Raw genomic sequence first — 23,834 nt, 5'->3', positions numbered from 1 at the left:
TATGAGCCAGATGTTATCCACCGTCAGTGAGCAGCTCCTGGCCCCAGGCGGCTTGACCCTGGACAGCCTGCAGAGCGTGCTGGGTGAGTTGGCTGGCCCCGGCATCGATGCCGCCGACCTGTATTTCCAGGGCCAGATCTCGGAAACCTGGGCGCTGGAAGACGGCATCGTCAAAGAGGGCAGTTTCAACCTCGACCAGGGCGTGGGCGTGCGTGCCCAGTCCGGTGAAAAGACTGGCTTCGCCTACAGCAACGCGATCAACCTCGAGGCGCTGACCTCGGCCGCCCGGGCCGCCCGTTCGATCTCGCGTGCCGGGCAAAACGGCAAGGTACAGGCCTTCCGCAGCCAGGACGTGACCGCCCTTTATTCGGCGGACAACCCGCTGGATGTGCTCAGCCGTGCCGAAAAGGTCGAGCTGCTCAAGCGTGTCGACGCCGCTACTCGTGCCCTGGACCCGCGTATCCAGCAGGTCAGTGTGAGCATGGCCGGGGTCTGGGAGCGCATCCTGATCGCTGCAGCCGATGGCAGCCTGGCCGCCGACGTGCGCCCGCTGGTGCGCTTCAACGTCAGCGTCATCGTCGAGCAGAACGGCCGCCGCGAGCGTGGCGGGCAGGGCGGTGGCGGGCGTACCGACTACCGCTTCTTCACCGAAGAACGGGTCATGGGCTATGCCCGCGAAGCGCTGCGCCAGGCCCTGGTGAACCTGGAAGCGATCCCGGCGCCGGCCGGTACCCTGCCGGTGGTGCTGGGTTCGGGCTGGTCAGGGGTGCTGCTGCACGAGGCTGTCGGCCATGGCCTGGAAGGTGACTTCAACCGCAAGGGCAGCTCGGCGTTCAGCGGCCGCATTGGCGAGAAGGTGGCGTCGAGCCTGTGCACCATCGTCGACGACGGCACCCTCGAAGGCCGCCGTGGTTCGCTGAGCGTGGACGATGAAGGCACCCCGACCGAGTGCACCACGCTGATCGAGAACGGTGTGCTCAAGGGCTACATGCAGGACAAGCTGAACGCGCGCCTGATGGGCATGGCGGTGACCGGCAACGGCCGCCGTGAATCCTACGCGCACCTGCCGATGCCGCGCATGACCAACACCTACATGCGTGCTGGCGAAAGCGACCCGCAGGAAATCATCGCTTCGGTGAAGAAGGGCATCTACTGTGCCAACCTCGGCGGTGGCCAGGTGGACATCACCAGCGGCAAGTTCGTGTTCTCGACCAGTGAGGCCTACCTGATCGAAGACGGCAAGATTACCGCGCCGGTGAAGGGGGCAACCCTGATCGGCAATGGCCCGGAGGCGATGAGCCGGGTGTCGATGGTCGGTAACGACCTGGCGCTGGACAGTGGGGTAGGGACTTGCGGCAAGGACGGGCAGTCGGTGCCGGTCGGGGTCGGGCAGCCGACCCTGAAGCTGGATGCGATTACCGTGGGCGGTACAGGGGCGTGATGGCCATCTGGGACCGCTTTGCGGTCCTTTCGCGACGCAAGGCCGCTCCCACAGGGACCGCGCCGTGCAGAAATGGCAGCGCACTTACTGTGGGAGCGGCCTTGTGCGGCGATTGGGCCGCCAAGCGGCCCCAGCGATTCAGCGCAAGCCGCGTTGCAGCTCGTCCAGGTCGCGGATGTACTTGAACACCTTGCGCGCGGCGGCAGGCGGTTTGTTCCGCGCCTTCTCGTGCTGGGCATGGCGTACCAGCGAGCGCAGCTGCTGGCGGTCGGTGTCGGGGTACTCGCTGACGAAGCGCTCGAGGTCTTCGTCATTGCCGTCGATCAGCCGGTCGCGCCAGCGCTCCAGGTTGTGGAAGCGTTCGTTGTACTGGCGGGTCGAGCTGTCCATCTGTTCGAGCAAGGCGTGGATGGCATCCAGGTCTTGCACGCGCATCAGCTTGCCGACGAACGACATGTGGCGTTTGCGGGCACCGTGTGCGGTGTGCTTGCTGGCTTCGGCCAGGGCCTTGCGCAGCTCGTCGGTCAACGGCAGGCGGGCCAGGGTATCGGCCTTGAGCGTGGTAAGGCGCTCGCCGAGTTCGACCAGCGCATGCAGCTCGCGCTTGATCTGGGTTTTGCTTTTTTCGCCGTCGAAGGCGTCGTCGTTTGAATCAACCATGGTGGCAGTCCGCTAGAAATCGCCGCCATGATAACCAGTCGGGGGCCGCTTGTCCGGCCCGGTCGTAGAATGACCCTTGCCGAACGCAGAATTTGAGTGGAGAGAACCATGAGTGCAGTCCAGAGCGTAGGTCCCAAGGACCTGCCAGCATTGCAGGAGCAGGTCGAGGCGATCATCGCCGAAGCGCGCCGCCAGGGGGCCAGTGCCTGCGAAGTGGCGGTGTCGCTGGAGCAGGGCCTGTCCACCACGGTACGCCAGCGTGAGGTCGAAACGGTCGAGTTCAACCGCGACCAGGGCTTTGGCATCACCCTCTATGTGGGCCAGCGCAAAGGCTCGGCCAGCACCTCGGCCAGTGGCCCGGAAGCGATCCGCGAAACCGTCGCCGCCGCCTTGGCAATTGCCAGGCATACCTCCGAGGACGAATGTTCCGGCCTGGCCGACGCAGCGCTGATGGCCCGCGAGATTCCGGACCTGGACCTGTACCACGACTGGAACCTGGAGCCGGAGAAGGCCATCGAGATGGCCCTGGCCTGCGAGGCGGCGGCGTTCGACGCCGACCCACGTATCCTCAATGCCGACGGTACCACCCTCAATACCCATCAGGGCTGCCGCGTTTATGGCAACAGCCATGGCTTCATCGGTGGCTACGCCTCGACCCGGCACAGCCTGAGCTGTGTGATGATCGCCGAAGGCGACGGGCAAATGCAGCGTGACTACTGGTACGACGTGAACCGCCAGGGCAACCTGCTGGCCGACCCGCGTAGCATCGGCGTGCGCGCCGCCCAGCGTGCAGCCAGCCGCCTGGGTGCGCGGCCGGTGCCGACCTGCGAGGTGCCGGTGCTGTTCTCGGCCGAGCTGGCCGGTGGCCTGTTCGGCAGCTTCCTGTCGGCCATCTCCGGCGGCAACCTGTACCGCAAATCCTCGTTCCTGGAGGGGACCATTGGCCAGCGCCTGTTCCCCACCTGGCTGACCCTCGACGAGCGTCCGCACATTCCGCGGGCACTGGGCAGTGCCGCATTCGATGGCGATGGCCTGGCTACCTATGCCAAGCCGTTTGTCGACAAGGGCGAACTGGTGTCGTACCTGTTGGGTACCTATTCCGGGCGCAAGCTGGGGTTGCCAAGCACGGCCAACGCCGGCGGCGTGCACAACCTGTTCGTCAGCCACGGTGTCGAAGACCAGGCGGCGCTGATCCGCCGCATGGGTCGCGGGCTGCTGGTGACCGAGCTGATGGGGCATGGCCTGAACATGGTGACGGGGGATTATTCCCGTGGCGCGGCAGGGTTCTGGGTCGAGAATGGCGAGATTCAGCACGCGGTGCAGGAAGTGACCATTGCCGGGAACATGAAAGACATGTTCCAGCAGATTGTCGCGATTGGCAGCGATCTTGAGACCCGCAGCAACATTCACACCGGCTCGGTGCTGATCGAGCGGATGACTGTAGCAGGCAGTTGATCCATAACCTGCACCAGCCTCTTCGCGGGCTTGCCCGCTCCCACAGGTACCGTGGCGTGGTCCTTGTGGGAGCGGGTTTACCCGCGAAGAGGCCGGCGCAGGCACTACAGAATTTTCAATGAAACCGAAGACCCGGCCCCGCGCCGGGTTTTTGTTTCATCACCTTTCTCTTGAAGTGATTCTAGTTATCACTTAATAATGAATATCATTATCCAGTAACTCGGCGATGATGTTCATGAAACCCGTCCTCCGCGAACTGCCCTACCTGGAAAACTGGCGTTGGCTCAGCCGACGCATACGCTGCGCGCTCGAACCCGACGAGCCGCGCCTGATCGAGCATTACCTGGCCGAAGGGCGCTACCTGGTGTGCTGCACCGAGACCTCGCCATGGACGGTGGCGCTGACTTCCTTTCGCCTGCTGCTGGATACCGCCTGCGACCGCATGCTGCCCTGGCATTGGCGCTGCCTGTGCCTGGACCAGGCCTGGCGCCCGCTGCTGGACCTGCGCAACCTCGACCGCGAGGCACAGAACCCGCGTTGGCAGCCCTACGCCCTGCAGTTGGCCAACTGCCGCCTGCTGCCGTCGATTTCTCCCGATGAACTGATGCAAGGATTTGATGATGAGTGATACCCGTATCGAGCGTGACAGCATGGGCGAACTGCAGGTGCCGGCCCAGGCCCTGTACGGTGCCCAGACCCAGCGCGCGGTCGACAACTTCCCGATCAGCGGCCAGCGCATGCCGGCCCAGTTCATTCGTGCGTTGCTGCTGGCCAAGGCTGCCGCGGCCAAGGCCAACGTCGAACTGGAACAGCTGTCGGCTGCGCAGGGACAGGCCATCGTCAAGGCAGTCGAGCAGCTGCTGGCTGAAGATTTCATCCAGCACTTCCCGGTGGATGTGTTCCAGACCGGTTCTGGCACCAGCTCGAACATGAACGCCAACGAGGTGATCGCCACCCTGGCCAGCCGCGTGCTGGGTGACGCCGTCAACGCCAACGACCACGTCAACTGCGGCCAGAGCAGCAACGACATCATCCCGACCACCATCCACGTCAGCGCCGCCCTGGCCCTGCACGAGCAATTACTGCCAGCCTTGGCGCACCTGGTGCAGGTGATCGAGGCCAAGTCGGCACAGGTGCATCAGTACGTGAAGACCGGCCGCACCCACCTGATGGACGCCATGCCCGTGCGCCTGAGCCAGGTGCTGGATGGCTGGGCGGCGCAGATCACAGGCGCCAAGGCACACATCGAAGCGAGCCTGCCGAGCCTGCAGGCGCTGGCCCAGGGGGGCACTGCCGTGGGCACCGGCATCAACGCCCACCCACAGTTCGCTGCCGGCTTCGCCCGCCAGCTCAGCGGCCTGACGCAGGTCGAGTTCACCCCCGGGCAGAACCTGTTCGCCCTGATCGGCTCGCAGGACACCGCCGTGGCGCTGTCGGGCCAGCTCAAGACTACTGCCGTGGCGCTGATGAAGATCGCCAACGACTTGCGCTGGATGAACTCCGGCCCGCTGGCCGGGCTGGGCGAAATCGAGTTGCAAGGCCTGCAGCCGGGCTCTTCGATCATGCCAGGCAAGGTCAACCCGGTGATTCCGGAGGCCACCGCCATGGTCGCCGCCCAGGTGATCGGCAACGATGCCACCATCGCCATCGCCGGTCAGTCCGGCAACTTCGAGCTGAACGTGATGTTACCGGTGATCGCCCGCAACCTGCTGGAGAGCATCGAGCTGATGGCCAACGTCAGCCGCCTGCTGGCCGACAAGGCCATCGCCAGCTTCAAGGTCAACGAAAGCAAGCTCAAGGAAGCCCTGGCGCGCAACCCGATCCTGGTCACCGCGCTGAACCCGATCATCGGCTACCTCAAGGCCGCCGAAATCGCCAAGACCGCCTACAAGCAGGGCCGACCGATCATCGATGTGGCGCTGGAGCACACCGACCTGTCGCGCGACCAGCTGGAAGCGCTGCTTGACCCGGAAAAACTCACCGCCGGTGGTATCTGACCCGGAGTCACGGCCCAAGCGCCTGCGATGGCCGCGCTGGCCATCGCCCAACCCATGCCTACGGAATTTGCTGACATGCCTCATACCTTGCCTGCACTGCCTTATGCCTACGCTGCGCTGGAGCCGCACATCGACGCGCAGACCATGGAAATCCACCACACCAGGCACCACCAGACCTACGTCAATGGCCTCAACGCCGCCATCGAAGGCACCGAGTGGGCTGAGTGGCCGGTGGAAAAACTGGTCGGTGCGGTCAGGCAACTGCCGGAAAACCTGCGTGGTGCGGTGACCAATCATGGCGGCGGGCACGCCAACCACAGCCTGTTCTGGACCGTGATGTCGCCGCAGGGTGGGGGGGAGCCGCAGGGCTCGCTGGCGCAAGCCATCAGCGCGCAACTGGGCGGTTTCGACGCCTTCAAGGAGGCCTTCACCAAGGCTGCGCTGACCCGCTTCGGCAGTGGCTGGGCCTGGCTCAGCGTGACCCCGCAGAAAACCCTGGCAGTGGAAAGCAGCGGCAACCAGGACAGCCCGCTGATGCACGGCAATACGCCTATCCTCGGCCTGGACGTGTGGGAGCATGCCTACTACCTGAAGTACCAGAACCGTCGTCCGGAATACATCGGTGCCTTCTACAACGTCATTGCCTGGGCGGAAGTGGAGCGCCGCTACCTCGAAGCCCTGAAGTGAGTCGCACCGTTATGCGCTCCGGGATGATGGCTGTCAGCCGTGTGCGCTTGTTTCGCCTGATTCGCCTGACGCTTGGGACTTTGCTGTTGCTGGCAGGCACTGCGCTGCTATTGGCGCGCGGTTTCGCCTGGTTGGACCTGGTCTGGCCGGCTTGGGGCTGTGTATTGGCTTGCGCCTGATGATGGGGGAACACCGGCTTCGCTTTGGGAGCGGCTTCAGCCGCGAACACCGGCGCAGCCGGTGCCATCACCGCGTTGGATTCTTCGCGGCTAAAGCCGCTCCCACAGGGTACGCGGACCGCTTGCGCAGCCCAAAGGACTGGGCAATCTAGCTGTTCCCACAAGGACCGTGCGGGCCAGCGAAATTCATTCGCCTTCGTCGAAATAATTGTTGATCAGCTCGACCAGCGCTGCCATGGCATCGTCGTCCTGCTCACCTTCGGTATGCAGGTGCACCTGGGTGCCTTTGCCGGCCGCCAGCATCATCACCGCCATGATGCTCTTGCCATCCACCAGCTTGTCCGGCGCACGGCCAACCCTGACCTGGCAGGGGAAGCGGCCGGCAACGCCGACGAACTTGGCTGCCGCCCGGGCATGCAGACCCAGCTTGTTGATGATGGTTATTTCACGGGCGGGCATCGTGGGGTGGATCCTTGGGCTAGAGGTCGCGGTGGCGGACCTGGACGTTTTTCAGGGATTGCTGCAGCAACTGGCCAAGGCGTTCGGTGATATACACCGAGCGGTGGTGGCCGCCGGTGCAGCCAATGGCAATGGTAACGTAGGCACGGTTGCTGGCGGCGAAACGGGGCAGCCACTTGAGCAGGTAGCTGGAAATGTCGTTGAACATCTCTTCGACATCCGGCTGTGCGGCCAGGTAGTCGATCACCGGTTGGTCGAGGCCGGAGTGCTCACGCAACTCGGGCTTCCAGTAGGGGTTGGGCAGGCAGCGCACATCGAACACCAGGTCGGCATCGACCGGCATTCCGCGCTTGAAACCGAACGACTCGACCAGGAACGCGGTGCCAGGCTCGGGCTGGTTGAGCAGGCGCAGCTTGATCGAATCGCGCAGCTGGTAAAGGTTCAGGTTGGTGGTATCGATCTTCAGGTCGGCCAGGTCCGCAATCGGCCCCAGCAATTCGCTTTCCACACGAATCGCTTCCGCGAGCGAGCGGTTGGCGTTTGTCAGCGGGTGGCGTCGGCGGGTTTCCGAGAAGCGCTTGAGCAGCATGTCTTCATCGGCATCCAGGTACAGCACGTCGCACTGGATGTGCCGGGCGCGTGCTTCTTCGAGCAGTTCGGGGAAGCGTGTCAGGTGGCTGGGCAGGTTGCGCGCGTCGATCGACACGGCGACCTTGGGTTGCTGCAATTCGGTGTTGATCAGCGCATTTTCCGCCAGCTGCGGCAGCAGCCCGGCGGGCAGGTTGTCAATGCAGTAGAAACCGTTGTCTTCCAGGACATCGAGGGCGGTGCTCTTGCCGGAGCCGGACCGGCCGCTGACGATGATCAGGCGCATGTTCAGTGCTCGTTCTGTACGTCCAGGACAACCTGGAACAGGGCCTCGCTGCTGGTGGCCGCACGCAGGCGATCACGGACCTCCTTGCGATCGAGCATGCTGGCAATCTGGCGCAGCAGTTCCAGATGGGCATCGGTGGCGGCTTCCGGCACCAGCAGGACGAACAGCAGGTCCACCGGCGCGCCATCGATGGCGTCGTAGTCGATAGGGGCTTCCAGGTGCAGCAGGGCACTGACCGGAGCGGAACATCCTTCCAGCCGGCAGTGCGGGATGGCGATGCCATTGCCGAAACCGGTCGAACCGAGTTTTTCCCGGGCGACCAGTTTTTCGAAGACATCCTGCATCTCCAGTTCTGGCACTTGTTCGGCGATGACGGTGGCGACCTTTTCCAGGGCGCGCTTCTTGCTGCCGCCCGGCACGTTCACGAGGGAACGGCCGGGGGTCAGGATGGTTTCAAGTCGGATCATGGATGAGGGGGATCAGCGGGCAGCTGCACCTTGCAGCAGGCTTTGCTGTTTTTCCTTGTGTTTTTTCAGTTGGCGGTCGAGCTTGTCGGCCAAGGCATCGATCGCTGCATACATGTCTTCGTGTTCGGCGTTGGCAACCACTTCGCCGCCGGGAATCTGCAAGGTCGCCTCGACCTTCTGCTGCAGCTTCTCGACTTTCATGATGACCTGCACGTTGGTGATCTTGTCGAAGTGACTTTCCACGCGAGCGAGCTTTTCAAGCACATAATCGCGCAGTGGCTGGGTGACTTCTACATGCTGTCCACTGATATTGACTTGCATACAGCTTCTCCTTTGTTGCCCGTGCATAAAGAGGCAGGTCTTGCACCTGCCCCACAAACGCTGTGGTACATCTCAGGGGCTACATCAGTCGCTTGCGCTCGCTCGACGGTGCGATGCCGAGGGACTCGCGGTACTTGGCGACGGTGCGACGGGCTACCTGGATGCCTTGTGCCTCCAGTAAACCAGCGATCTTGCTGTCACTCAATGGCTTTTTCTGATTTTCCGCCGCAACCAGTTTCTTGATGATCGCGCGGATCGCCGTGGACGAGCATTCTCCGCCTTCGGAGGTGCTGACGTGGCTGGAGAAAAAGTATTTCAGTTCGTAGATGCCACGCGGTGTATGCATGTATTTCTGCGTGGTAACCCGCGAAATGGTCGACTCGTGCATGCCCACCGCTTCGGCGATGTCATGCAGCACCAACGGCTTCATCGCTTCGTCACCGTGGTCAAGGAAGCCGCGCTGGTGCTCGACGATCTGCGTGGCCACCTTCATCAGGGTTTCGTTGCGGCTTTGCAGGCTCTTGATGAACCAGCGCGCTTCCTGCAGCTGGTTGCGCATGAAGGTGTTGTCGGCGCTGGTGTCGGCCCGGCGCACGAACCCGGCGTACTGCGGGTTGACGCGCAGGCGCGGGATGGCCTCCTGGTTCAGTTCCACCAGCCAGCGGTCGCTATCCTTGCGCACGATGACGTCGGGCACCACGTACTCAGGCTCGCTGGACTCGATCTGCGAGCCGGGGCGCGGGTTGAGGCTTTGTACCAGCTCGATGACCTGGCGCAGCTCGTCTTCCTTGATTTTCATGCGACGCATCAGCTGGCTGTAGTCACGGCTGCCGAGCAGGTCGATGAAATCTGTGACCAGGCGCTTGGCTTCGGTCATCCACGGGGTGTTGGCGGGCAGCTGGCGCAGTTGCAGCAACAGGCATTCGCCCAGGCTGCGGGCGGCAATGCCGGCGGGCTCGAACTGCTGGATGCGGTGCAGCACCGCTTCGACCTCGTCCAGCTCGATATCCAGCTCCGGGTCGAAACCGGCGCAGATTTCCTCGAGAGTGTCTTCCAGGTAGCCCTGGCCGTTGATGCTGTCGATCAGGGTGACGGCGATCAGGCGGTCGGTGTCGGACATCGGTGCCAGGTTCAGCTGCCACAGCAGGTGGCTTTGCAGGCTTTCGCCGGCCGATGTGCGGGTGGTGAAGTCCCACTCGTCGTCATCGTTGCTTGGCAGGCTGCTGGCACTGGTCTGGTAGATGTCTTCCCAGGCCGTGTCGACTGGCAGTTCGTTGGGGATGCGCTCGCTCCACTCACCGTCTTCCAGGGTGTCGGCACTGGTGGTGCTTTCCTGGAAGCTGTTGTCCTGGACTTCGGCGGCCGGCTTGTTCTCGGCGTTGTCCGCCATCGGGTCGCTGTTGTCGAAGTCGTCGCCGTCTTCCTGACGTTCGAGCATCGGGTTCGACTCCAGCGCTTCCTGGATTTCCTGTTGGAGGTCCAGGGTGGAGAGCTGGAGCAGGCGGATGGCCTGTTGCAACTGCGGTGTCATCGTCAGTTGCTGGCCCATTTTTAGGACGAGCGATGGTTTCATGGCTGGGGCTTAATACCTTGTTCGCCGGCGCGCATGCGCCATCCACTACACGAGGGCGCCGGGGCGCCAGATCAAGCAAGTTTTATGCCTTAAATTGTAGCGTTTGCCTAGAGCACTGTAACAACTTTACCCGCTGTTTCAGGGCGATTTGCCAGTACTCCAGGCGCGTGCCGGGCTCAGAGCCGGAACTCGTGGCCCAGGTAAACCTCTTTGACCAGGTCGTTGGCCAGGATGGTTTCGGCGTCGCCTTCGGCGATCAACCGGCCATCATTGACGATATAGGCGGTTTCGCAGATATCCAGGGTCTCACGCACGTTGTGGTCGGTGATCAGTACACCGATGCCCTTGGCCTTGAGGTGGTGGATGATCTGCTTGATGTCGCCGACCGAGATCGGGTCGACACCGGCGAAGGGTTCGTCCAGCAGGATGAACTTGGGCGCGGTCGCCAGCGCGCGGGCAATTTCCACGCGGCGGCGCTCACCGCCGGACAGGCTCATGCCGAGGTTGTCGCGGATGTGGCTGATGTGGAACTCCTGCAGCAGGCTTTCCAGCTCTTTGCGCCGGCCGTCGCGGTCGAGGTCCTTGCGGGTCTCGAGGATGGCCATGATGTTGTCGGCCACCGACAGCTTGCGGAAGATCGAGGCTTCCTGCGGCAGGTAGCCGATGCCGGCGCGGGCGCGCCCGTGCATGGGCTGGTGGCTGACATCGAGGTTGTCGATCAGCACGCGCCCCTGCTCGGCCTGGACCAGGCCGACGATCATGTAGAAGCAAGTGGTCTTGCCGGCGCCGTTGGGGCCGAGCAGGCCGACGATCTGGCCGCTGTCGATCGACAGGCTGACATCACGTACGACTTGCCGCCCCTTGTAGCTCTTGGCCAGGTGCTGGGCTTTGAGGGTTGCCATTTACTCGGCCTTCTTCTTGGGCTGGATCACCATGTCGATACGCTGACGCGGCGAGGTCACGTTGCCACCACGACCGGCGGTCGCCACCTGGGTCTGGGTGTTGTAGACGATCTTCTCGCCTTCGGTGGTGTTGCCTTCGTTCTCGACCTTGGCGCGGTCGGTGAGGATCACCAGGTCCTTCTGCGACTGGTACTGGATGGTCACGCCCCAGCCTTTCATCTTGTCCGGCTTGGCCGCGCTCTGCTGCTGCTCGAAGTAGGCCAGGTTGCCCACCGAGGTCACCACGTCGATATCGCCGGAGGCGGAGCGGGTGATGGTCACGGTGTTGCCTTTGATCATCATCGAACCCTGGGTGATGATCACGTCGCCGGTGTAGGTGGCCACGCCCTGCTTGTCGTCCAGGTGGGCGTTGTCGGCCTGGATGCGGATAGGCTGGTCACGGTCATTCGGCAGGGCGAGGGCGCTCGCGCTTCCCAGTGCTGCGCTCAGGCTGAGCAAAAGGGGGAGGGTTTTAACGAGCCTCATACTGTCCTCTTACGTTAGAGAGCAAGTCCATCTTGCCTTCTTTCAAATACGCTTTCATTCCTTTGCCCGTAGTTGTGCCACCGGCGCCGTCGATTCTAACGGCTTGCTCGGTCTGCGCATATTGCTTCTGCGGGAACACGGTCATGCGTGAGCTGGTAATGATGGTTTCACGCTGCTTTTCGTCGGTGCGGGCAACCCGGACCTTGTCGATCAGTTCGACCTCGCTGCCGTCCGGGTTGACCTCGGCGCGGGTGCTCTGCACGTGCCACGGGTATTCGGTACCGCGGTACAGGTGCAGGTCCGGCGTGGTCAGCAGGGTGATTTCGCTGGCCTTGAGGTGTTCGACCTTGTCGGCGGTCATTTCGTACTGCAGCTTGCCGTCGGGCAGGAACTGCACGCTGTGGGCGTTGACCGCGTAGTAGTCGATGGCGCTTGCGTCGACCTGGGCCACCGGTTTGTCGAGGAAGCTTTCCGGGCTGACATTCCAGTAGCCGATCGCCACCAGCAGGGCGGCGATCACCGCGAGCAGCGCAATGTTGCGGGCTTTCTTGCTGAACATGGGCAGCCTTACAGGTAGTTGGCGTTGGCAGCGTCCAGGGTGCCCTGGGCCTGCATGATCAGTTCGCAGAATTCACGGGCCGCGCCTTCGCCGCCACGTGCCTGGGTCACGCCATGGGCGTGCTGGCGAACGAACGGCGCGGCGTTGGCCACCGCCATGCCCAGGGCGACCCGGCGAATCACCGGCAGGTCGGGCAGGTCGTCGCCCAGGTAGGCCACTTCAGCATAGCTCAGGCCCAGTTCGGCGAGCAGGCCGTCCAGCACCACCAGTTTGTCCTCGCGGCCCTGGTACAGGTGCGGGATGCCGAGGTTCTTCGCCCGGCGCTCGACCACCGGGGTCTTGCGCCCGCTGATGATCGCCGTGGTCACGCCCGAGGCCATGAGCATCTTGATGCCCTGGCCGTCGAGGGTGTTGAAGGTCTTGAACTCGCTGCCGTCCTCGAGGAAGTACAGGCGCCCGTCGGTGAGCACGCCGTCCACGTCGAACACTGCCAGCTTGACGTGCTTGCCGCGTTGCATGAGGTCCTGGTTCATTCCATCGCTCCTTTACATTACGCCGGCGCGCAGCAGGTCGTGCATGTTCAGGGCACCGGTCGGGCGGTCCTCGCGGTCCACCACCACCAGGGCGCCGATCTTGTGGTCCTCCATGATCTTCAGGGCCTCGGCCGCGAGCATTTCGGCGCGGGCCGTCTTGCCGTGCACGGTCATGACCTGGTCGATCAGGGTGGTATGGACGTCGATGTTGCGGTCCAGGCTGCGGCGCAGGTCGCCGTCGGTGAAGATCCCGGCCAGCTTGCCGTCGGCTTCGACGATCACGGTCATGCCCAGGCCTTTGCGGGACATTTCAAGGAGTGCGTCCTTGAGCAGGGTGCCACGGGGCACCTTGGGCAGTTCGTCGCCGGCGTGCATCACGTTCTCCACCTTGAGCAGCAGGCGGCGGCCCAGCGCACCACCCGGGTGCGAGAAGGCAAAGTCCTCGGCGGTGAAGCCGCGGGCTTCGAGCAGGGCAATGGCGAGCGCGTCGCCCAGCACCAGCGATGCGGTGGTGGAGGAGGTGGGGGCCAGGTTCAGCGGGCAGGCCTCCTGCTCGACGCGGGCGTCGAGGTTGACCTCGGCCGCCTGGGCCAGGGGTGAGTCCGGGTTGCCGGTCAGGCTGATCAGCTTGATGCCCAGGCGCTTGATCAGCGGCAGCAGGGTGACGATTTCGGCGGTGCTGCCGGAGTTCGACAGGGCAAGGATGACATCATCGCGGGTGATCATGCCCATGTCGCCATGGCTGGCTTCGGCCGGGTGCACGAAAAACGCCGGTGTGCCGGTGCTGGCCAGGGTGGCGGCGATCTTGTTGCCGATGTGTCCGGACTTGCCCATGCCGACCACGACGACCCGGCCCTTGCTGGCCAGGATCAGTTCGCAGGCCTTGACGAAATTGTCGTCGATGCGCGCCAGCAGGGCCTCTACGGCCTCGAGTTCCAGGCGCAGGGTGCGTTGGGCGGATTGGATCAGCTCGCTGGATTGGCTCATGTCGAAAAAGCAATGCCTGATGAAAAGGCGGCGATTATAGCTGCAATGAAAGAAACCCTCACGCTTTCGATTGCCGTGGCGAATGTCTCGTCAGCCTGTCGCAGGGCTGAACGACTCGTTAGCCGACCTTGGGGCGGCGCTGCCAGCGGTGCTATAGTTCGCCGCTATTCGGCCTGCCAGGGGCGCTTGTGCCTTCCAGATGGAGGCCGACGTCCATAAGGACGAGGCTGCACCAGCAAGGAGTCTAGATGAGTGTGGATAGCGCCTACGCGGTCGAGTTGAAGGGGGTTACCTTCAAACGCGGTTCGCGCAGCATTTTCAGCAACGTCGACATTCGCATCCCGCGCGGCAAGGTCACCGGTATCATGGGGCCATCGGGTTGCGGCAAGACCACGTTGCTCCGCCTGATGGGCGCGCAGTTGCGCCCTTCCAGCGGTGAGGTCTGGGTTGCCGGGCAGAACCTGCCGACGTTGTCGCGCAGCGACCTGTTCGACGCCCGCAAGCAAATGGGGGTGCTGTTCCAGAGCGGCGCGCTGTTCACCGATCTCGATGTGTTCGAGAACGTTGCGTTCCCGCTGCGCGTGCACACCCAGCTGTCGGACGAAATGATCCGCGATATCGTGCTGATGAAACTGCAGGCCGTGGGGCTGCGCGGTGCCATCGACCTGATGCCCGACGAACTGTCCGGTGGCATGAAACGCCGGGTGGCACTGGCCCGGGCGATTGCCCTGGACCCGCAGATCCTCATGTACGACGAACCGTTCGTCGGCCAGGACCCGATCGCCATGGGTGTATTGGTGCGCCTGATCCGCCTGCTCAATGATGCCCTGGGTATCACCAGCATCGTCGTTTCCCACGACCTGGCGGAAACCGCCAGCATCGCCGACTACATCTATGTGGTAGGTGACGGCCAGGTGCTGGGCCAGGGGACGCCTGACGAGCTGATGGGCTCGGACAACCCGCGCATTCGCCAGTTCATGAAGGGCGACCCGGACGGCCCGGTACCTTTCCACTTCCCTGCGCCTGACTACCGCGCCGACTTGCTGGGGGCGCGTTGATGCGCAGAAAATCCTTACTCGAACGTGTCCGCCTGCTGGGCCGCTCGGCAATCGACGTGCTGGCGGTGCTGGGGCGTTCCTGCCTGTTCCTGTTCCATGCGCTGATTGGCCGTGGCGGTATCGGCGGCGGCTTCCAGCTGCTGATCAGGCAACTGTACTCGGTGGGCGTGCTGTCGCTGGCGATCATCGTCGTGTCCGGCGTGTTCATCGGCATGGTGCTGGCGCTGCAGGGCTTCAGCATCCTGACCAAGTACGGCTCGGAGCAGGCGGTGGGGCAGATGGTCGCCCTGACCCTGTTGCGAGAGCTCGGCCCGGTGGTGACGGCGCTGCTGTTTGCCGGCCGTGCCGGTTCGGCGCTGACCGCCGAAATCGGCAACATGAAGTCGACCGAGCAGTTGTCGAGCCTGGAAATGATCGGCGTCGACCCGCTCAAGTACATCGTCGCGCCACGCCTGTGGGCCGGCTTCATCTCGCTGCCGTTGCTGGCGCTGATTTTCAGCGTGGTCGGCATCTGGGGTGGCTCGTGGGTGGCGGTGGACTGGCTGGGCGTCTACGAGGGCTCGTTCTGGGCCAACATGCAGAACAGTGTTTCGTTTACCGACGACGTGCTCAACGGGCTGATCAAGAGCCTGGTATTCGCCTTTGTCACGACCTGGATCGCCGTATTCCAGGGGTACGACTGTGAGCCCACCTCAGAAGGGATCAGCCGTGCCACCACCAAGACCGTGGTTTATGCCTCGTTGGCAGTGCTGGGTCTGGACTTTATTCTGACCGCCTTGATGTTTGGAGATTTCTGATGCAAAACCGCACCCTGGAAATCGGTGTCGGCCTGTTCCTCCTGGCCGGGATCCTGGCGCTGCTGCTGCTGGCACTGCGTGTCAGCGGGCTGTCGGCCAGCCCGAGCAGCGATACCTATAAAGTTTATGCCTACTTCGACAATATCGCCGGTTTGACGGTCAGAGCTAAAGTGACCATGGCCGGTGTGACCATCGGCAAGGTTACCGCCATCGATCTGGACCGTGATTCCTACACCGGTCGGGTGACGCTGCAGCTGGACAAGTCGGTGGACAACCTGCCGACCGACTCCACTGCCTCGATCCTGACCGCCGGGTTGCTTGGCGAGAAGTACATCGGCATCAGCGTGGGCGGTGAAGACCAGGTGCTCAAGGATGGCGGGACCATCCACGACACCCAGTCGGCGCTGGTGCTGGAAGATCTGATTGGCAAGTTCCTGCTCAACTCCGTTGGCAAGGAACCTAAAGAAGCGCAACCGGCTAATTAAGGAGTTTCCATGATTTCCATCCTGCGACGTGGCCTGCTGGTCCTGCTGGCGGCCTTCCCCCTGCTGACCATGGCTGCGCAGACCCCACACGATGTGATCCAGGGCACCACCACTGAACTGCTGGGTGACCTGAAGGCCAACAAGGAACAGTACAAATCCAACCCCAATGCCTTCTACGATGCGCTGAACCGCATCCTCGGCCCCGTGGTGGATGCCGACGGTATTTCCAAAAGCATCATGACCGTCAAGTACTCGCGCAAGGCCACCCCTGAGCAGATGCAGCGCTTCCAGGAAAACTTCAAGCGCAGCCTGATGCAGTTCTATGGCAATGCCCTGCTCGAGTACAACAACCAGGGCATCGCAGTCGACCCGGCCAAGGCTGATGACGGCAAGCGTGCCAGCGTCGGCATGAAGGTCACTGGCAACAACGGTGCCGTGTATCCGGTGCAGTACACCATGGAAAACATCGGCGGCGAGTGGAAGGTGCGTAACGTGATCGTCAACGGCATCAACATCGGCAAGCTGTTCCGCGACCAGTTCGCCGACGCCATGCAGCGCAATGGCAACGATCTGGACAAGACCATCGACGGCTGGGCCGGCGAAGTGGCCAAGGCCAAGCAGGCCGCCGACAACTCGCCAGAGAAGACCGTCAAATGAGTGAGGCCGGTGTAAGCATGGCCGAGCCGGGCGTGTTGCGCCTGGCCGGTGTGCTGGACTACCGCAGCGGGCCGGCCCTGCGCAAGCAGGGCAAGGCACTGATCGCGGCCTGCCGCGAGGTGCAGCTGGTACTCGATTGCTCGGCGGTGCAGCGCTCCACCAGTGTCGGCCTGTCGTTGCTGCTGGCCTTCATGCGCGATGCCCAGGCCGCCGGCAAGGGCTGCCAGGTACGCAGCATGCCCGACGACATGCGGGAAATTGCCGAGGTCTATGACCTCGATGAAGTGCTGGCAACCTGATGGCTCGCCACCTGTGATGGCCCCTCGGTCAGCGAAGCCCTCGTTGGGCTTCGCAGGCGAGGGGCTTTTTTGTATGATGGCCGACCCGTGCGCATCGGGCGCCGATTGAGGTTGAGCATGCAGGCCGTAGAAGTTAAAAGCTTCCTTGAAGAGAAATTGCCGGGTTCCCGGGTCGAAGTTGAAGGCGAAGGCTGCAACTTCCAGTTGAACGTGATCAGCGACGAGTTGGCTGGCCTGAGCCCGGTCAAACGCCAGCAGGCGATCTATGCTCACCTGAATCCGTGGATCGCCAATGGCAGCATCCATGCGGTAACCATGAAATTTTTCAGCAGCGCAGCCTGGGCTGAGCGCACCTGAGCCAACGTGGCGGCGAGATTCCAATGGACAAACTGATTATTACTGGCGGCGCTTGCCTTGATGGCGAGATCCGTATTTCGGGCGCGAAGAACGCAGCCCTGCCGATTCTGGCGGCGACCCTGCTGGCTGACGGCCCGGTCACCGTGGGCAACCTGCCGCACCTGCACGACATCACCACCATGATCGAGCTGTTCGGCCGCATGGGCATCGAGCCGGTGATCGACGAAAAGCTGGCGGTGGAGATCGACCCACGCACCATCAAGACCCTGGTCGCGCCTTACGAGCTGGTCAAGACCATGCGCGCCTCGATCCTGGTGCTGGGGCCGATGGTCGCCCGTTTCGGTGAGGCCGAAGTGGCGTTGCCTGGCGGTTGCGCCATTGGCTCGCGCCCGGTCGACCTGCACATCCGTGGCCTCGAGGCCATGGGCGCGAAGATCGAAGTCGAAGGCGGCTACATCAAGGCCAAGGCACCTGAGGGTGGCCTGCGCGGTGCGCACTTCTTCTTCGACACCGTCAGCGTGACCGGTACCGAGAACATCATGATGGCCGCTGCCCTGGCCAACGGCCGCAGCGTGCTGCAGAACGCCGCGCGCGAGCCGGAAGTGGTCGACCTGGCCAACTTCATCAACGCCATGGGCGGCAAGGTCCAGGGCGCTGGTACCGACACTATCACCATCGATGGCGTCGAGCGCCTGCACTCGGCCAGCTACCGCGTGATGCCGGACCGTATCGAGACCGGTACCTACCTGGTTGCCGCTGCCGTGACCGGTGGCCGCGTCAAGGTCAAGGACACCGACCCGACCATCCTTGAAGCCGTACTGGAAAAACTCAAGGAAGCCGGCGCCGACATCAACACCGGCGAGGACTGGATCGAGCTGGACATGCACGGCAAGCGGCCGAAAGCCGTCAACCTGCGTACTGCCCCGTACCCGGCGTTCCCGACCGACATGCAGGCGCAGTTCATCTCGCTCAACGCCATTGCCGAAGGTACTGGCGCGGTGATCGAGACGATCTTCGAAAACCGCTTCATGCACGTCTACGAAATGCACCGCATGGGCGCGCAGATCCAGGTCGAAGGCAACACTGCCATCGTCACTGGCGTCAAGGCGCTGAAGGGGGCCCCGGTAATGGCCACCGACCTGCGTGCTTCCGCCAGCCTGGTGCTGTCGGCGCTGGTAGCCGAAGGCGATACCCTGATCGATCGCATCTACCACATCGACCGTGGTTACGAGTGCATCGAAGAAAAACTGCAGATGCTGGGCGCGAAGATTCGTCGCGTACCGGGCTAGTCGTCTGCTGCGGGAGTGGGCTTGCCCGCTCCCGCATAACGAATTGAATGCGGTCGGGCTCGACGCCCGGCCGGCAGTAGCCGCTTAAGGACCGACGTTCCAATGTTGACCATCGCGCTTTCCAAAGGCCGTATTCTCGACGATACCCTGCCGTTGCTGGCCGAGGCCGGTATCGTGCCGACCGAGAACCCGGACAAGAGCCGCAAACTGATCATCCCCACCACGCAGGACGATGTGCGCCTGCTGATCGTGCGTGCCACCGACGTGCCGACCTATGTCGAGCATGGTGCCGCCGACCTGGGTGTGGCCGGCAAGGATGTGCTGATGGAGTACGGCGGCCAGGGCCTGTACGAGCCCCTGGACCTGCAGATTGCCCGTTGCAAGCTGATGACCGCTGGCGTGGTCGGCGCACCCGAGCCCAAGGGCCGTCTGCGCGTGGCAACCAAGTTCGTCAACGTAGCCAAGCGCTACTACGCCGAACAGGGCCGCCAGGTCGACATCATCAAGCTGTACGGCTCGATGGAACTGGCACCGCTGATCAACCTCGCCGACAAGATCATCGACGTGGTCGACACCGGCAATACCCTGCGTGCCAACGGCCTGGAGCCCCAGGAACTGATCGCCACGATCAGCTCGCGCCTGGTGGTCAACAAGGCCTCCATGAAAATGCAGCACGCCCGTATCCAGAGCCTGATCGACACGCTGCGCGGTGCGGTCGAATCGCGACACCGCGGCTGACTCTCTACCGACTGTGCGCGGCCTTTGCTGTCGCGCCCGTCTATCCGCGTCATAGCCATTTTTCTCGGGTGCCCGCGCGGATGGACTGGTAGCCTAGGGCGCCTGAGCATTCGCCAATAATCGAGGCCCTCGCCATGACCGTGTCCACTGCAATTGCCCGTCTCAACGCTGCTGATCCGGATTTCGCCCGACATCTGGATCATCTGCTGAGCTGGGAAAGTGTGTCCGATGACGCGGTCAACCAGCGCGTGCTCGACATCATCAAGGCCGTGCGTGAGCGTGGCGATGCGGCATTGGTGGAGTTCACCCAGCGTTTCGATGGTGTCGATGCCAAGTCGATTGACGACCTGATCCTCGATCGCGCGCGCCTGGAACTGGCCCTGACCCGCATTACCCCGGCCCAGCGTGAAGCCCTGGAAAAGGCCGCCAACCGTGTGCGCATGTACCACGAGCGGCAGAAGCAGGACTCCTGGCAGTACACCGAAGCCGACGGCACCGTGCTCGGCCAGAAGGTCACCCCGCTGGACCGCGCCGGCCTGTATGTGCCGGGCGGCAAGGCGTCGTACCCGTCGTCGGTGCTGATGAACGCCATCCCGGCCAAGGTTGCCGGAGTGACCGAGGTGGTGATGGTGGTGCCGACCCCGCGTGGCGAGGTCAACGAGCTGGTGCTGGCGGCTGCCTGCATCGCCGGTGTCGACCGGGTGTTCACCGTCGGTGGCGCCCAGGCTGTGGCCGCGCTGGCCTACGGTACCGAAAGCGTGCCGCAGGTGGACAAGATCGTCGGCCCGGGCAACATCTACGTCGCCACCGCCAAGCGCCACGTGTTCGGCCAGGTGGGTATCGACATGATCGCCGGCCCGTCGGAAATCCTTGTGGTGTGCGACGGCCAGACCGACCCGGACTGGATCGCCATGGACCTGTTCTCCCAGGCGGAGCACGACGAAGATGCCCAGGCCATCCTGGTCAGCCCCGATGCCGCCTTCCTCGACCGCGTTGCCGCCAGCATCGACAAGCTGCTGCCGACCATGGAGCGTGCCGAGATCATCGAGAAGTCGATCAATGGCCGTGGCGCGCTGATCCAGGTGCGCGACATGCAGCAGGCCATCGAAGTGGCCAACCGCATCGCACCGGAGCACCTGGAGCTGTCGGTGGCCGACCCGCAGGCCTGGCTGCCACACATCCGCCACGCTGGCGCGATCTTCATGGGCCGCCACACCAGCGAAGCGCTGGGCGACTACTGCGCCGGCCCCAACCACGTGCTGCCGACTTCCGGCACCGCGCGTTTCTCGTCGCCGCTGGGGGTGTATGACTTCCAGAAGCGTTCGTCGATCATTTACTGCTCCGAGCAGGGCGCGTCCGAACTGGGCCATACCGCCTCGGTCCTGGCCCGTGGCGAGTCGCTGACCGCCCACGCCCGCAGCGCTGAATACCGCATCCTGACCCAAGAGAAGGGGAACTGAGCATGAGTCGATTCTGGAGCCCCTTCGTCAAGGACCTGGTGCCTTACGTGCCGGGCGAGCAGCCCAAGCTGGCCCGTCTGGTCAAGCTGAACACCAACGAAAACCCCTACGGCCCGTCACCCAAGGCGCTGGAGGCCATGCGCGGCGAGCTGAACGACAACCTGCGCCTGTACCCGGACCCGAACGGTGACCGGCTTAAGCAGGCGGTGGCCGAGTACTACGGCGTGACTCCGGCACAAGTGTTTGTCGGCAACGGCTCGGACGAGGTACTGGCGCACATCTTCCACGGCCTGTTCCAGCACGACGCACCGCTGCTGTTCCCGGACATCAGCTACAGCTTCTACCCGGTCTACTGCGGCCTCTACGGTATCGCCTTCGAGCAGGTGGCGCTGGACGAGCAGTTCCAGATCCGCATCGAGGACTACAACAAGCCCAACGCTGGCATCATCTTCCCCAACCCCAACGCGCCGACCGGCTGCCTGATGCCGCTGCAGGCGGTGGAGCAGTTGCTGCAGGCCAATCGTGATTCGGTGGTGGTGATCGATGAGGCCTACATCGACTTCGGTGGCGAAACGGCCATCAGCCTGGTCAACCGCTACGACAACCTGCTGGTCACCCAGACCCTGTCGAAGTCGCGTTCGCTGGCCGGGCTGCGGGTTGGCCTGGCGGTGGGGCACCCGGACCTGATCGAGGCGCTGGAGCGTATCAAGAACAGCTTCAACTCCTACCCGCTGGACCGTGCGGCGATCGTCGGCGCGGCGGTGGCGTTCGAGGACCGCGAATACTTCGAGGAAACCTGCCGCAAGGTGATCGACAGCCGCGAGGTATTGGTCGGGCAGCTGCGGGCCAAGGGCTTTGAAGTGCTGCCTTCGGCGGCCAACTTCATCTTCGCCCGCCATCCGCAGCAGGATGCTGGCGAGCTGGCTGCACGCCTGCGCGAGCAGGGCGTGATCGTGCGCCACTTCAAGCAGCCGCGCATTGCCCAGTTCCTGCGCATTACCATCGGTACGCCAGAGATGAACCAGGCGCTGCTTGATGCGTTGAACTGACGGTATTGCAAGCTGCCGTGACGCGGCCCTTGTGGGAGCGGGCGTGCCCGCTCCCACGGGGATTTCCGCTATCGGCAGAAACCATCAGTGTTTGCTGTATTGCCGGTATACATTATGCTGACCAGATTCATCGGATGATTGGTTGAGTTGCATGAGTACCGAATTGACCAAGCGCTCCCTGGTCGAACTGGCCGTCGAGCGCATGCGTGAACGCATCGAGCTGGGCGACTGGCAGGTTGGCCAGCGTTTGCCGACCGAGCCGGAACTTGCCCTGCAGTTGGGCATCAGCCGCAACACCGTACGCGAGGCCATGCGCGTGCTGGCGTTCAGTGGCCTGGTGGAGATCCGCCAGGGCGACGGCAGTTACCTGCGCACGGCCCAGGATCCGCTGCAGGCGGTGCAGGCGATGTCCCGTTGCACGCACGAGCAGGCCCGTGAAACCCGGCACATCCTCGAAGCCGAGGCCATCGGCCTGGCCGCACTGCGCCGTACCGACGCCGACCTGCAAGCGCTGCGTGATGCCCTGGCCAGCAGTGCCGGACATTTTCACGGTGATATCGATGCCTATGTGGCCTGCGACCTGGTGTTTCACCAGCGGCTGGTCGATGCCGCCCATAACCCGGCCCTGAGTGAACTGTACCGGTACTTTTCCGGGGTGGTGGCTGCCGCGCTGCAGCACAACATGGCGACTGTGCCGCGCTGCCAGGCCACGTTCGACCTGCATGGGCAAATCCTCGCCGCCATCGAGCAACGCGATGCGGAGCAGGCCAAGCGCCTGAGCCGTACCCTTATCGAATCCTGACTCTGAGAAGGCCATGGCTGAATCCATCACCCGTAACACCCCACCGAACGAGCGGGACCTCGATGAGCTGCTGATCGACGCCGAGGCGGACGACGAGCAGGTCCAGCAGCAGCCAGTGGTCGTGCGGCGGCCCTGGCTGTTGCTGCTGGGCCTGGTGCTGGTGGCCTTGAACCTGCGTCCGGCGCTGTCGAGCATGGCGCCGGTGCTGGGCCAGGTATCCGAAGGTTTGGGGCTGAATGCTGCGCAGGCCGGTTTGCTGACCACCCTGCCGGTGCTGTGCCTGGGCCTGTTCGCCCCCTTGGCGCCGGTGCTGGCGCGGCGCTTTGGCAGCGAGCGGGTGATCCTCGGCATCCTCGTCACCCTGGCGCTGGGCATTTTGGTGCGCAGCACCTTTGGCGCTATCGGGGTGTTCCTTGGCAGCCTGATGGCGGGGGCCAGTATTGGCATTATTGGCGTGCTGTTGCCGGGTATAGTCAAGCGCGACTTCCCGCAGCATGCTGGCACCCTGACCGGCGTGTACACCATGGCGTTGTGCCTGGGCGCCGCCATGGCGGCGGGTGCCACGGTGCCCCTGGCCCGGCATTTCTACGACAGCTGGGCGCTGGGGCTGGGTTTCTGGGTGCTGCCGGCCGTGCTGGCCATGCTGGTATGGCTGCCTCAAGCCCGCCAGGGCCATGGTCTGCACAAGGTGGCCTATCGCGTGCGTGGGCTTTGGCGTGATCCGCTGGCCTGGCAGGTGACCCTGTACATGGGCCTGCAGTCTTCGCTGGCTTACATCGTCTTCGGCTGGTTGCCATCGATCCTGATCGGCCGCGGCCTGAGCCCGACCGAAGCGGGGCTGGTGCTGTCGGGGTCGGTGATCGTGCAACTGGTCAGTTCGCTCAGTGCGCCCTGGCTGGCCACGCGCGGCAAGGACCAGCGCCTGGCGATCGTGCTGGTCATGCTGATTACCCTGGCTGGCCTGTTCGGTTGCCTGTATGCGCCACTTTCCGGGCTGTGGGGCTGGGCGGTGGTGCTGGGCCTGGGGCAGGGCGGTACCTTTGCCCTGGCGCTGACCTTGATCGTGCTCCGCTCGAAGGATGCCCATGTGGCGGCAAACCTGTCGAGCATGGCGCAGGGAGTGGGGTATACGCTGGCGTCGATGGGACCGTTCGCGGTGGGGCTGGTGCATGACCTGACCGGGGGCTGGGCGGCAGTGGGGTGGATTTTCGCCGTGCTGGGGGC

General features: G+C 63.6%; 28 protein-coding genes. 17 read left to right on the top strand and 11 right to left on the bottom strand.

Annotated elements, in window-relative coordinates:
* The first annotated feature begins 1 nt into the window (after position 1).
* Complete coding sequence (tldD, locus tag J5M71_RS18305) at positions 2-1,441, top strand: metalloprotease TldD (RefSeq protein WP_207834703.1); 1,440 nt, start codon at positions 2-4, stop codon at positions 1,439-1,441.
* 138 nt (positions 1,442-1,579) lie between these two features.
* On the opposite strand, the gene yjgA is transcribed toward tldD, so the two are convergent.
* Positions 1,580-2,101: a ribosome biogenesis factor YjgA gene (yjgA, locus tag J5M71_RS18300; protein WP_207834694.1), complete on the bottom strand. Its 522-nt coding sequence runs from the start codon at positions 2,099-2,101 to the stop codon at positions 1,580-1,582.
* Between the two features lie 108 nt (positions 2,102-2,209).
* On the opposite strand from yjgA, the gene pmbA reads away from it, so the two are divergent.
* The 4 genes from pmbA to J5M71_RS18280 all read left to right on the top strand — a co-directional run bounded on the left by pmbA (position 2,210) and on the right by J5M71_RS18280 (position 6,240).
* Complete coding sequence (gene pmbA, locus J5M71_RS18295) at positions 2,210-3,556, top strand: metalloprotease PmbA (RefSeq protein WP_039612741.1); 1,347 nt, start codon at positions 2,210-2,212, stop codon at positions 3,554-3,556.
* 226 nt (positions 3,557-3,782) lie between these two features.
* Positions 3,783-4,184, top strand: coding sequence for a hypothetical protein (locus J5M71_RS18290; RefSeq protein ID WP_063911358.1), 402 nt, complete (start codon positions 3,783-3,785; stop codon positions 4,182-4,184).
* Positions 4,177-5,553 (top strand): class II fumarate hydratase, encoded by a 1,377-nt coding sequence (locus tag J5M71_RS18285; protein WP_207834693.1) that lies wholly within the window; start codon positions 4,177-4,179, stop codon positions 5,551-5,553. Before J5M71_RS18290 ends, J5M71_RS18285 begins: the two co-directional genes overlap by 8 nt.
* A gap of 75 nt (positions 5,554-5,628) precedes the next feature.
* Positions 5,629-6,240 carry a superoxide dismutase gene (locus J5M71_RS18280; RefSeq protein ID WP_207834691.1) on the top strand — a complete coding sequence of 204 codons (612 nt, stop codon included), beginning with the start codon at positions 5,629-5,631 and terminating at the stop codon, positions 6,238-6,240.
* A gap of 365 nt (positions 6,241-6,605) precedes the next feature.
* Here J5M71_RS18280 and J5M71_RS18275 read toward each other — a convergent pair whose 3' ends face one another.
* The 10 genes from J5M71_RS18275 to J5M71_RS18230 all read right to left on the bottom strand — a co-directional run bounded on the left by J5M71_RS18275 (position 6,606) and on the right by J5M71_RS18230 (position 13,619).
* Positions 6,606-6,878 (bottom strand): HPr family phosphocarrier protein, encoded by a 273-nt coding sequence (locus tag J5M71_RS18275; protein ID WP_013971075.1) that lies wholly within the window; start codon positions 6,876-6,878, stop codon positions 6,606-6,608.
* A gap of 19 nt (positions 6,879-6,897) precedes the next feature.
* Positions 6,898-7,752, bottom strand: coding sequence for an RNase adapter RapZ (gene rapZ / locus J5M71_RS18270; RefSeq protein ID WP_207834688.1), 855 nt, complete (start codon positions 7,750-7,752; stop codon positions 6,898-6,900).
* Positions 7,753-7,754: 2 nt separating this feature from the next.
* Positions 7,755-8,219 carry a PTS IIA-like nitrogen regulatory protein PtsN gene (gene ptsN, locus J5M71_RS18265; RefSeq protein WP_015269060.1) on the bottom strand — a complete coding sequence of 155 codons (465 nt, stop codon included), beginning with the start codon at positions 8,217-8,219 and terminating at the stop codon, positions 7,755-7,757.
* 12 nt (positions 8,220-8,231) lie between these two features.
* Positions 8,232-8,540 (bottom strand): ribosome-associated translation inhibitor RaiA, encoded by a 309-nt coding sequence (gene raiA, locus J5M71_RS18260; RefSeq protein ID WP_003255135.1) that lies wholly within the window; start codon positions 8,538-8,540, stop codon positions 8,232-8,234.
* Positions 8,541-8,619: 79 nt separating this feature from the next.
* Positions 8,620-10,113 carry an RNA polymerase factor sigma-54 gene (locus J5M71_RS18255; RefSeq protein WP_063911361.1) on the bottom strand — a complete coding sequence of 498 codons (1,494 nt, stop codon included), beginning with the start codon at positions 10,111-10,113 and terminating at the stop codon, positions 8,620-8,622.
* Between the two features lie 176 nt (positions 10,114-10,289).
* Entirely contained in the window at positions 10,290-11,015 is a 726-nt protein-coding gene (gene lptB / locus J5M71_RS18250) for an LPS export ABC transporter ATP-binding protein (RefSeq protein WP_003255132.1), read from the bottom strand.
* Positions 11,016-11,540, bottom strand: coding sequence for a lipopolysaccharide transport periplasmic protein LptA (lptA, locus tag J5M71_RS18245; protein WP_063911362.1), 525 nt, complete (start codon positions 11,538-11,540; stop codon positions 11,016-11,018).
* Complete coding sequence (lptC, locus tag J5M71_RS18240) at positions 11,527-12,099, bottom strand: LPS export ABC transporter periplasmic protein LptC (RefSeq protein WP_207834686.1); 573 nt, start codon at positions 12,097-12,099, stop codon at positions 11,527-11,529. Before lptC ends, lptA begins: the two co-directional genes overlap by 14 nt.
* Before the next feature lie 8 nt (positions 12,100-12,107).
* The gene (locus J5M71_RS18235) at positions 12,108-12,632 is read right to left on the bottom strand and encodes an HAD family hydrolase (protein ID WP_207834684.1); all 525 of its coding nucleotides are present in this window, start codon (positions 12,630-12,632) and stop codon (positions 12,108-12,110) included.
* A gap of 12 nt (positions 12,633-12,644) precedes the next feature.
* The gene (locus tag J5M71_RS18230; protein WP_063911365.1) at positions 12,645-13,619 is read right to left on the bottom strand and encodes a KpsF/GutQ family sugar-phosphate isomerase; all 975 of its coding nucleotides are present in this window, start codon (positions 13,617-13,619) and stop codon (positions 12,645-12,647) included.
* A gap of 248 nt (positions 13,620-13,867) precedes the next feature.
* On the opposite strand from J5M71_RS18230, the gene J5M71_RS18225 reads away from it, so the two are divergent.
* The 12 genes from J5M71_RS18225 to J5M71_RS18170 all read left to right on the top strand — a co-directional run.
* A complete protein-coding gene (locus tag J5M71_RS18225; protein WP_012270662.1) occupies positions 13,868-14,677 on the top strand; it encodes an ATP-binding cassette domain-containing protein in 810 nt (269 codons plus the stop codon).
* Entirely contained in the window at positions 14,677-15,474 is a 798-nt protein-coding gene (mlaE, locus tag J5M71_RS18220) for a lipid asymmetry maintenance ABC transporter permease subunit MlaE (RefSeq protein WP_063911366.1), read from the top strand. The genes J5M71_RS18225 and mlaE overlap by 1 nt, the downstream gene beginning before the upstream one ends.
* Complete coding sequence (gene mlaD, locus J5M71_RS18215) at positions 15,474-15,959, top strand: outer membrane lipid asymmetry maintenance protein MlaD (RefSeq protein WP_003257921.1); 486 nt, start codon at positions 15,474-15,476, stop codon at positions 15,957-15,959. The genes mlaE and mlaD overlap by 1 nt, the downstream gene beginning before the upstream one ends.
* 9 nt (positions 15,960-15,968) lie before the next feature.
* Positions 15,969-16,616, top strand: a complete 648-nt coding sequence (locus J5M71_RS18210; protein ID WP_063911367.1) for an ABC transporter substrate-binding protein — start codon at positions 15,969-15,971, stop codon at positions 16,614-16,616.
* Positions 16,613-16,915 (top strand): STAS domain-containing protein, encoded by a 303-nt coding sequence (locus tag J5M71_RS18205; RefSeq protein WP_063911368.1) that lies wholly within the window; start codon positions 16,613-16,615, stop codon positions 16,913-16,915. The genes J5M71_RS18210 and J5M71_RS18205 overlap by 4 nt, the downstream gene beginning before the upstream one ends.
* A 117-nt stretch (positions 16,916-17,032) precedes the next feature.
* Positions 17,033-17,272, top strand: coding sequence for a BolA family protein (locus tag J5M71_RS18200; protein ID WP_003255121.1), 240 nt, complete (start codon positions 17,033-17,035; stop codon positions 17,270-17,272).
* 23 nt (positions 17,273-17,295) lie between these two features.
* Complete coding sequence (murA, locus tag J5M71_RS18195; RefSeq protein WP_207834682.1) at positions 17,296-18,561, top strand: UDP-N-acetylglucosamine 1-carboxyvinyltransferase; 1,266 nt, start codon at positions 17,296-17,298, stop codon at positions 18,559-18,561.
* 102 nt (positions 18,562-18,663) lie between these two features.
* Entirely contained in the window at positions 18,664-19,299 is a 636-nt protein-coding gene (gene hisG / locus J5M71_RS18190) for an ATP phosphoribosyltransferase (protein WP_003257924.1), read from the top strand.
* 134 nt (positions 19,300-19,433) lie between these two features.
* A complete protein-coding gene (gene hisD, locus J5M71_RS18185) occupies positions 19,434-20,759 on the top strand; it encodes a histidinol dehydrogenase (RefSeq protein WP_207834674.1) in 1,326 nt (441 codons plus the stop codon).
* Between the two features lie 2 nt (positions 20,760-20,761).
* Positions 20,762-21,808, top strand: coding sequence for a histidinol-phosphate transaminase (gene hisC / locus J5M71_RS18180; RefSeq protein ID WP_063911371.1), 1,047 nt, complete (start codon positions 20,762-20,764; stop codon positions 21,806-21,808).
* A 151-nt stretch (positions 21,809-21,959) separates the two neighbouring features.
* Complete coding sequence (locus J5M71_RS18175; RefSeq protein ID WP_207834665.1) at positions 21,960-22,610, top strand: FadR/GntR family transcriptional regulator; 651 nt, start codon at positions 21,960-21,962, stop codon at positions 22,608-22,610.
* Between the two features lie 13 nt (positions 22,611-22,623).
* Positions 22,624-23,834: CynX/NimT family MFS transporter (locus J5M71_RS18170; protein WP_207834664.1), on the top strand; the 1,211-nt coding region annotated here is incomplete at its 3' end.

It is taken from the genome of Pseudomonas sp. 43(2021), from assembly GCF_017490805.1.
In the GTDB taxonomy this organism is placed as follows: Bacteria; Pseudomonadota; Gammaproteobacteria; order Pseudomonadales; family Pseudomonadaceae; genus Aquipseudomonas.
This window is presented reverse-complemented; position numbering and strand designations above follow the sequence as displayed.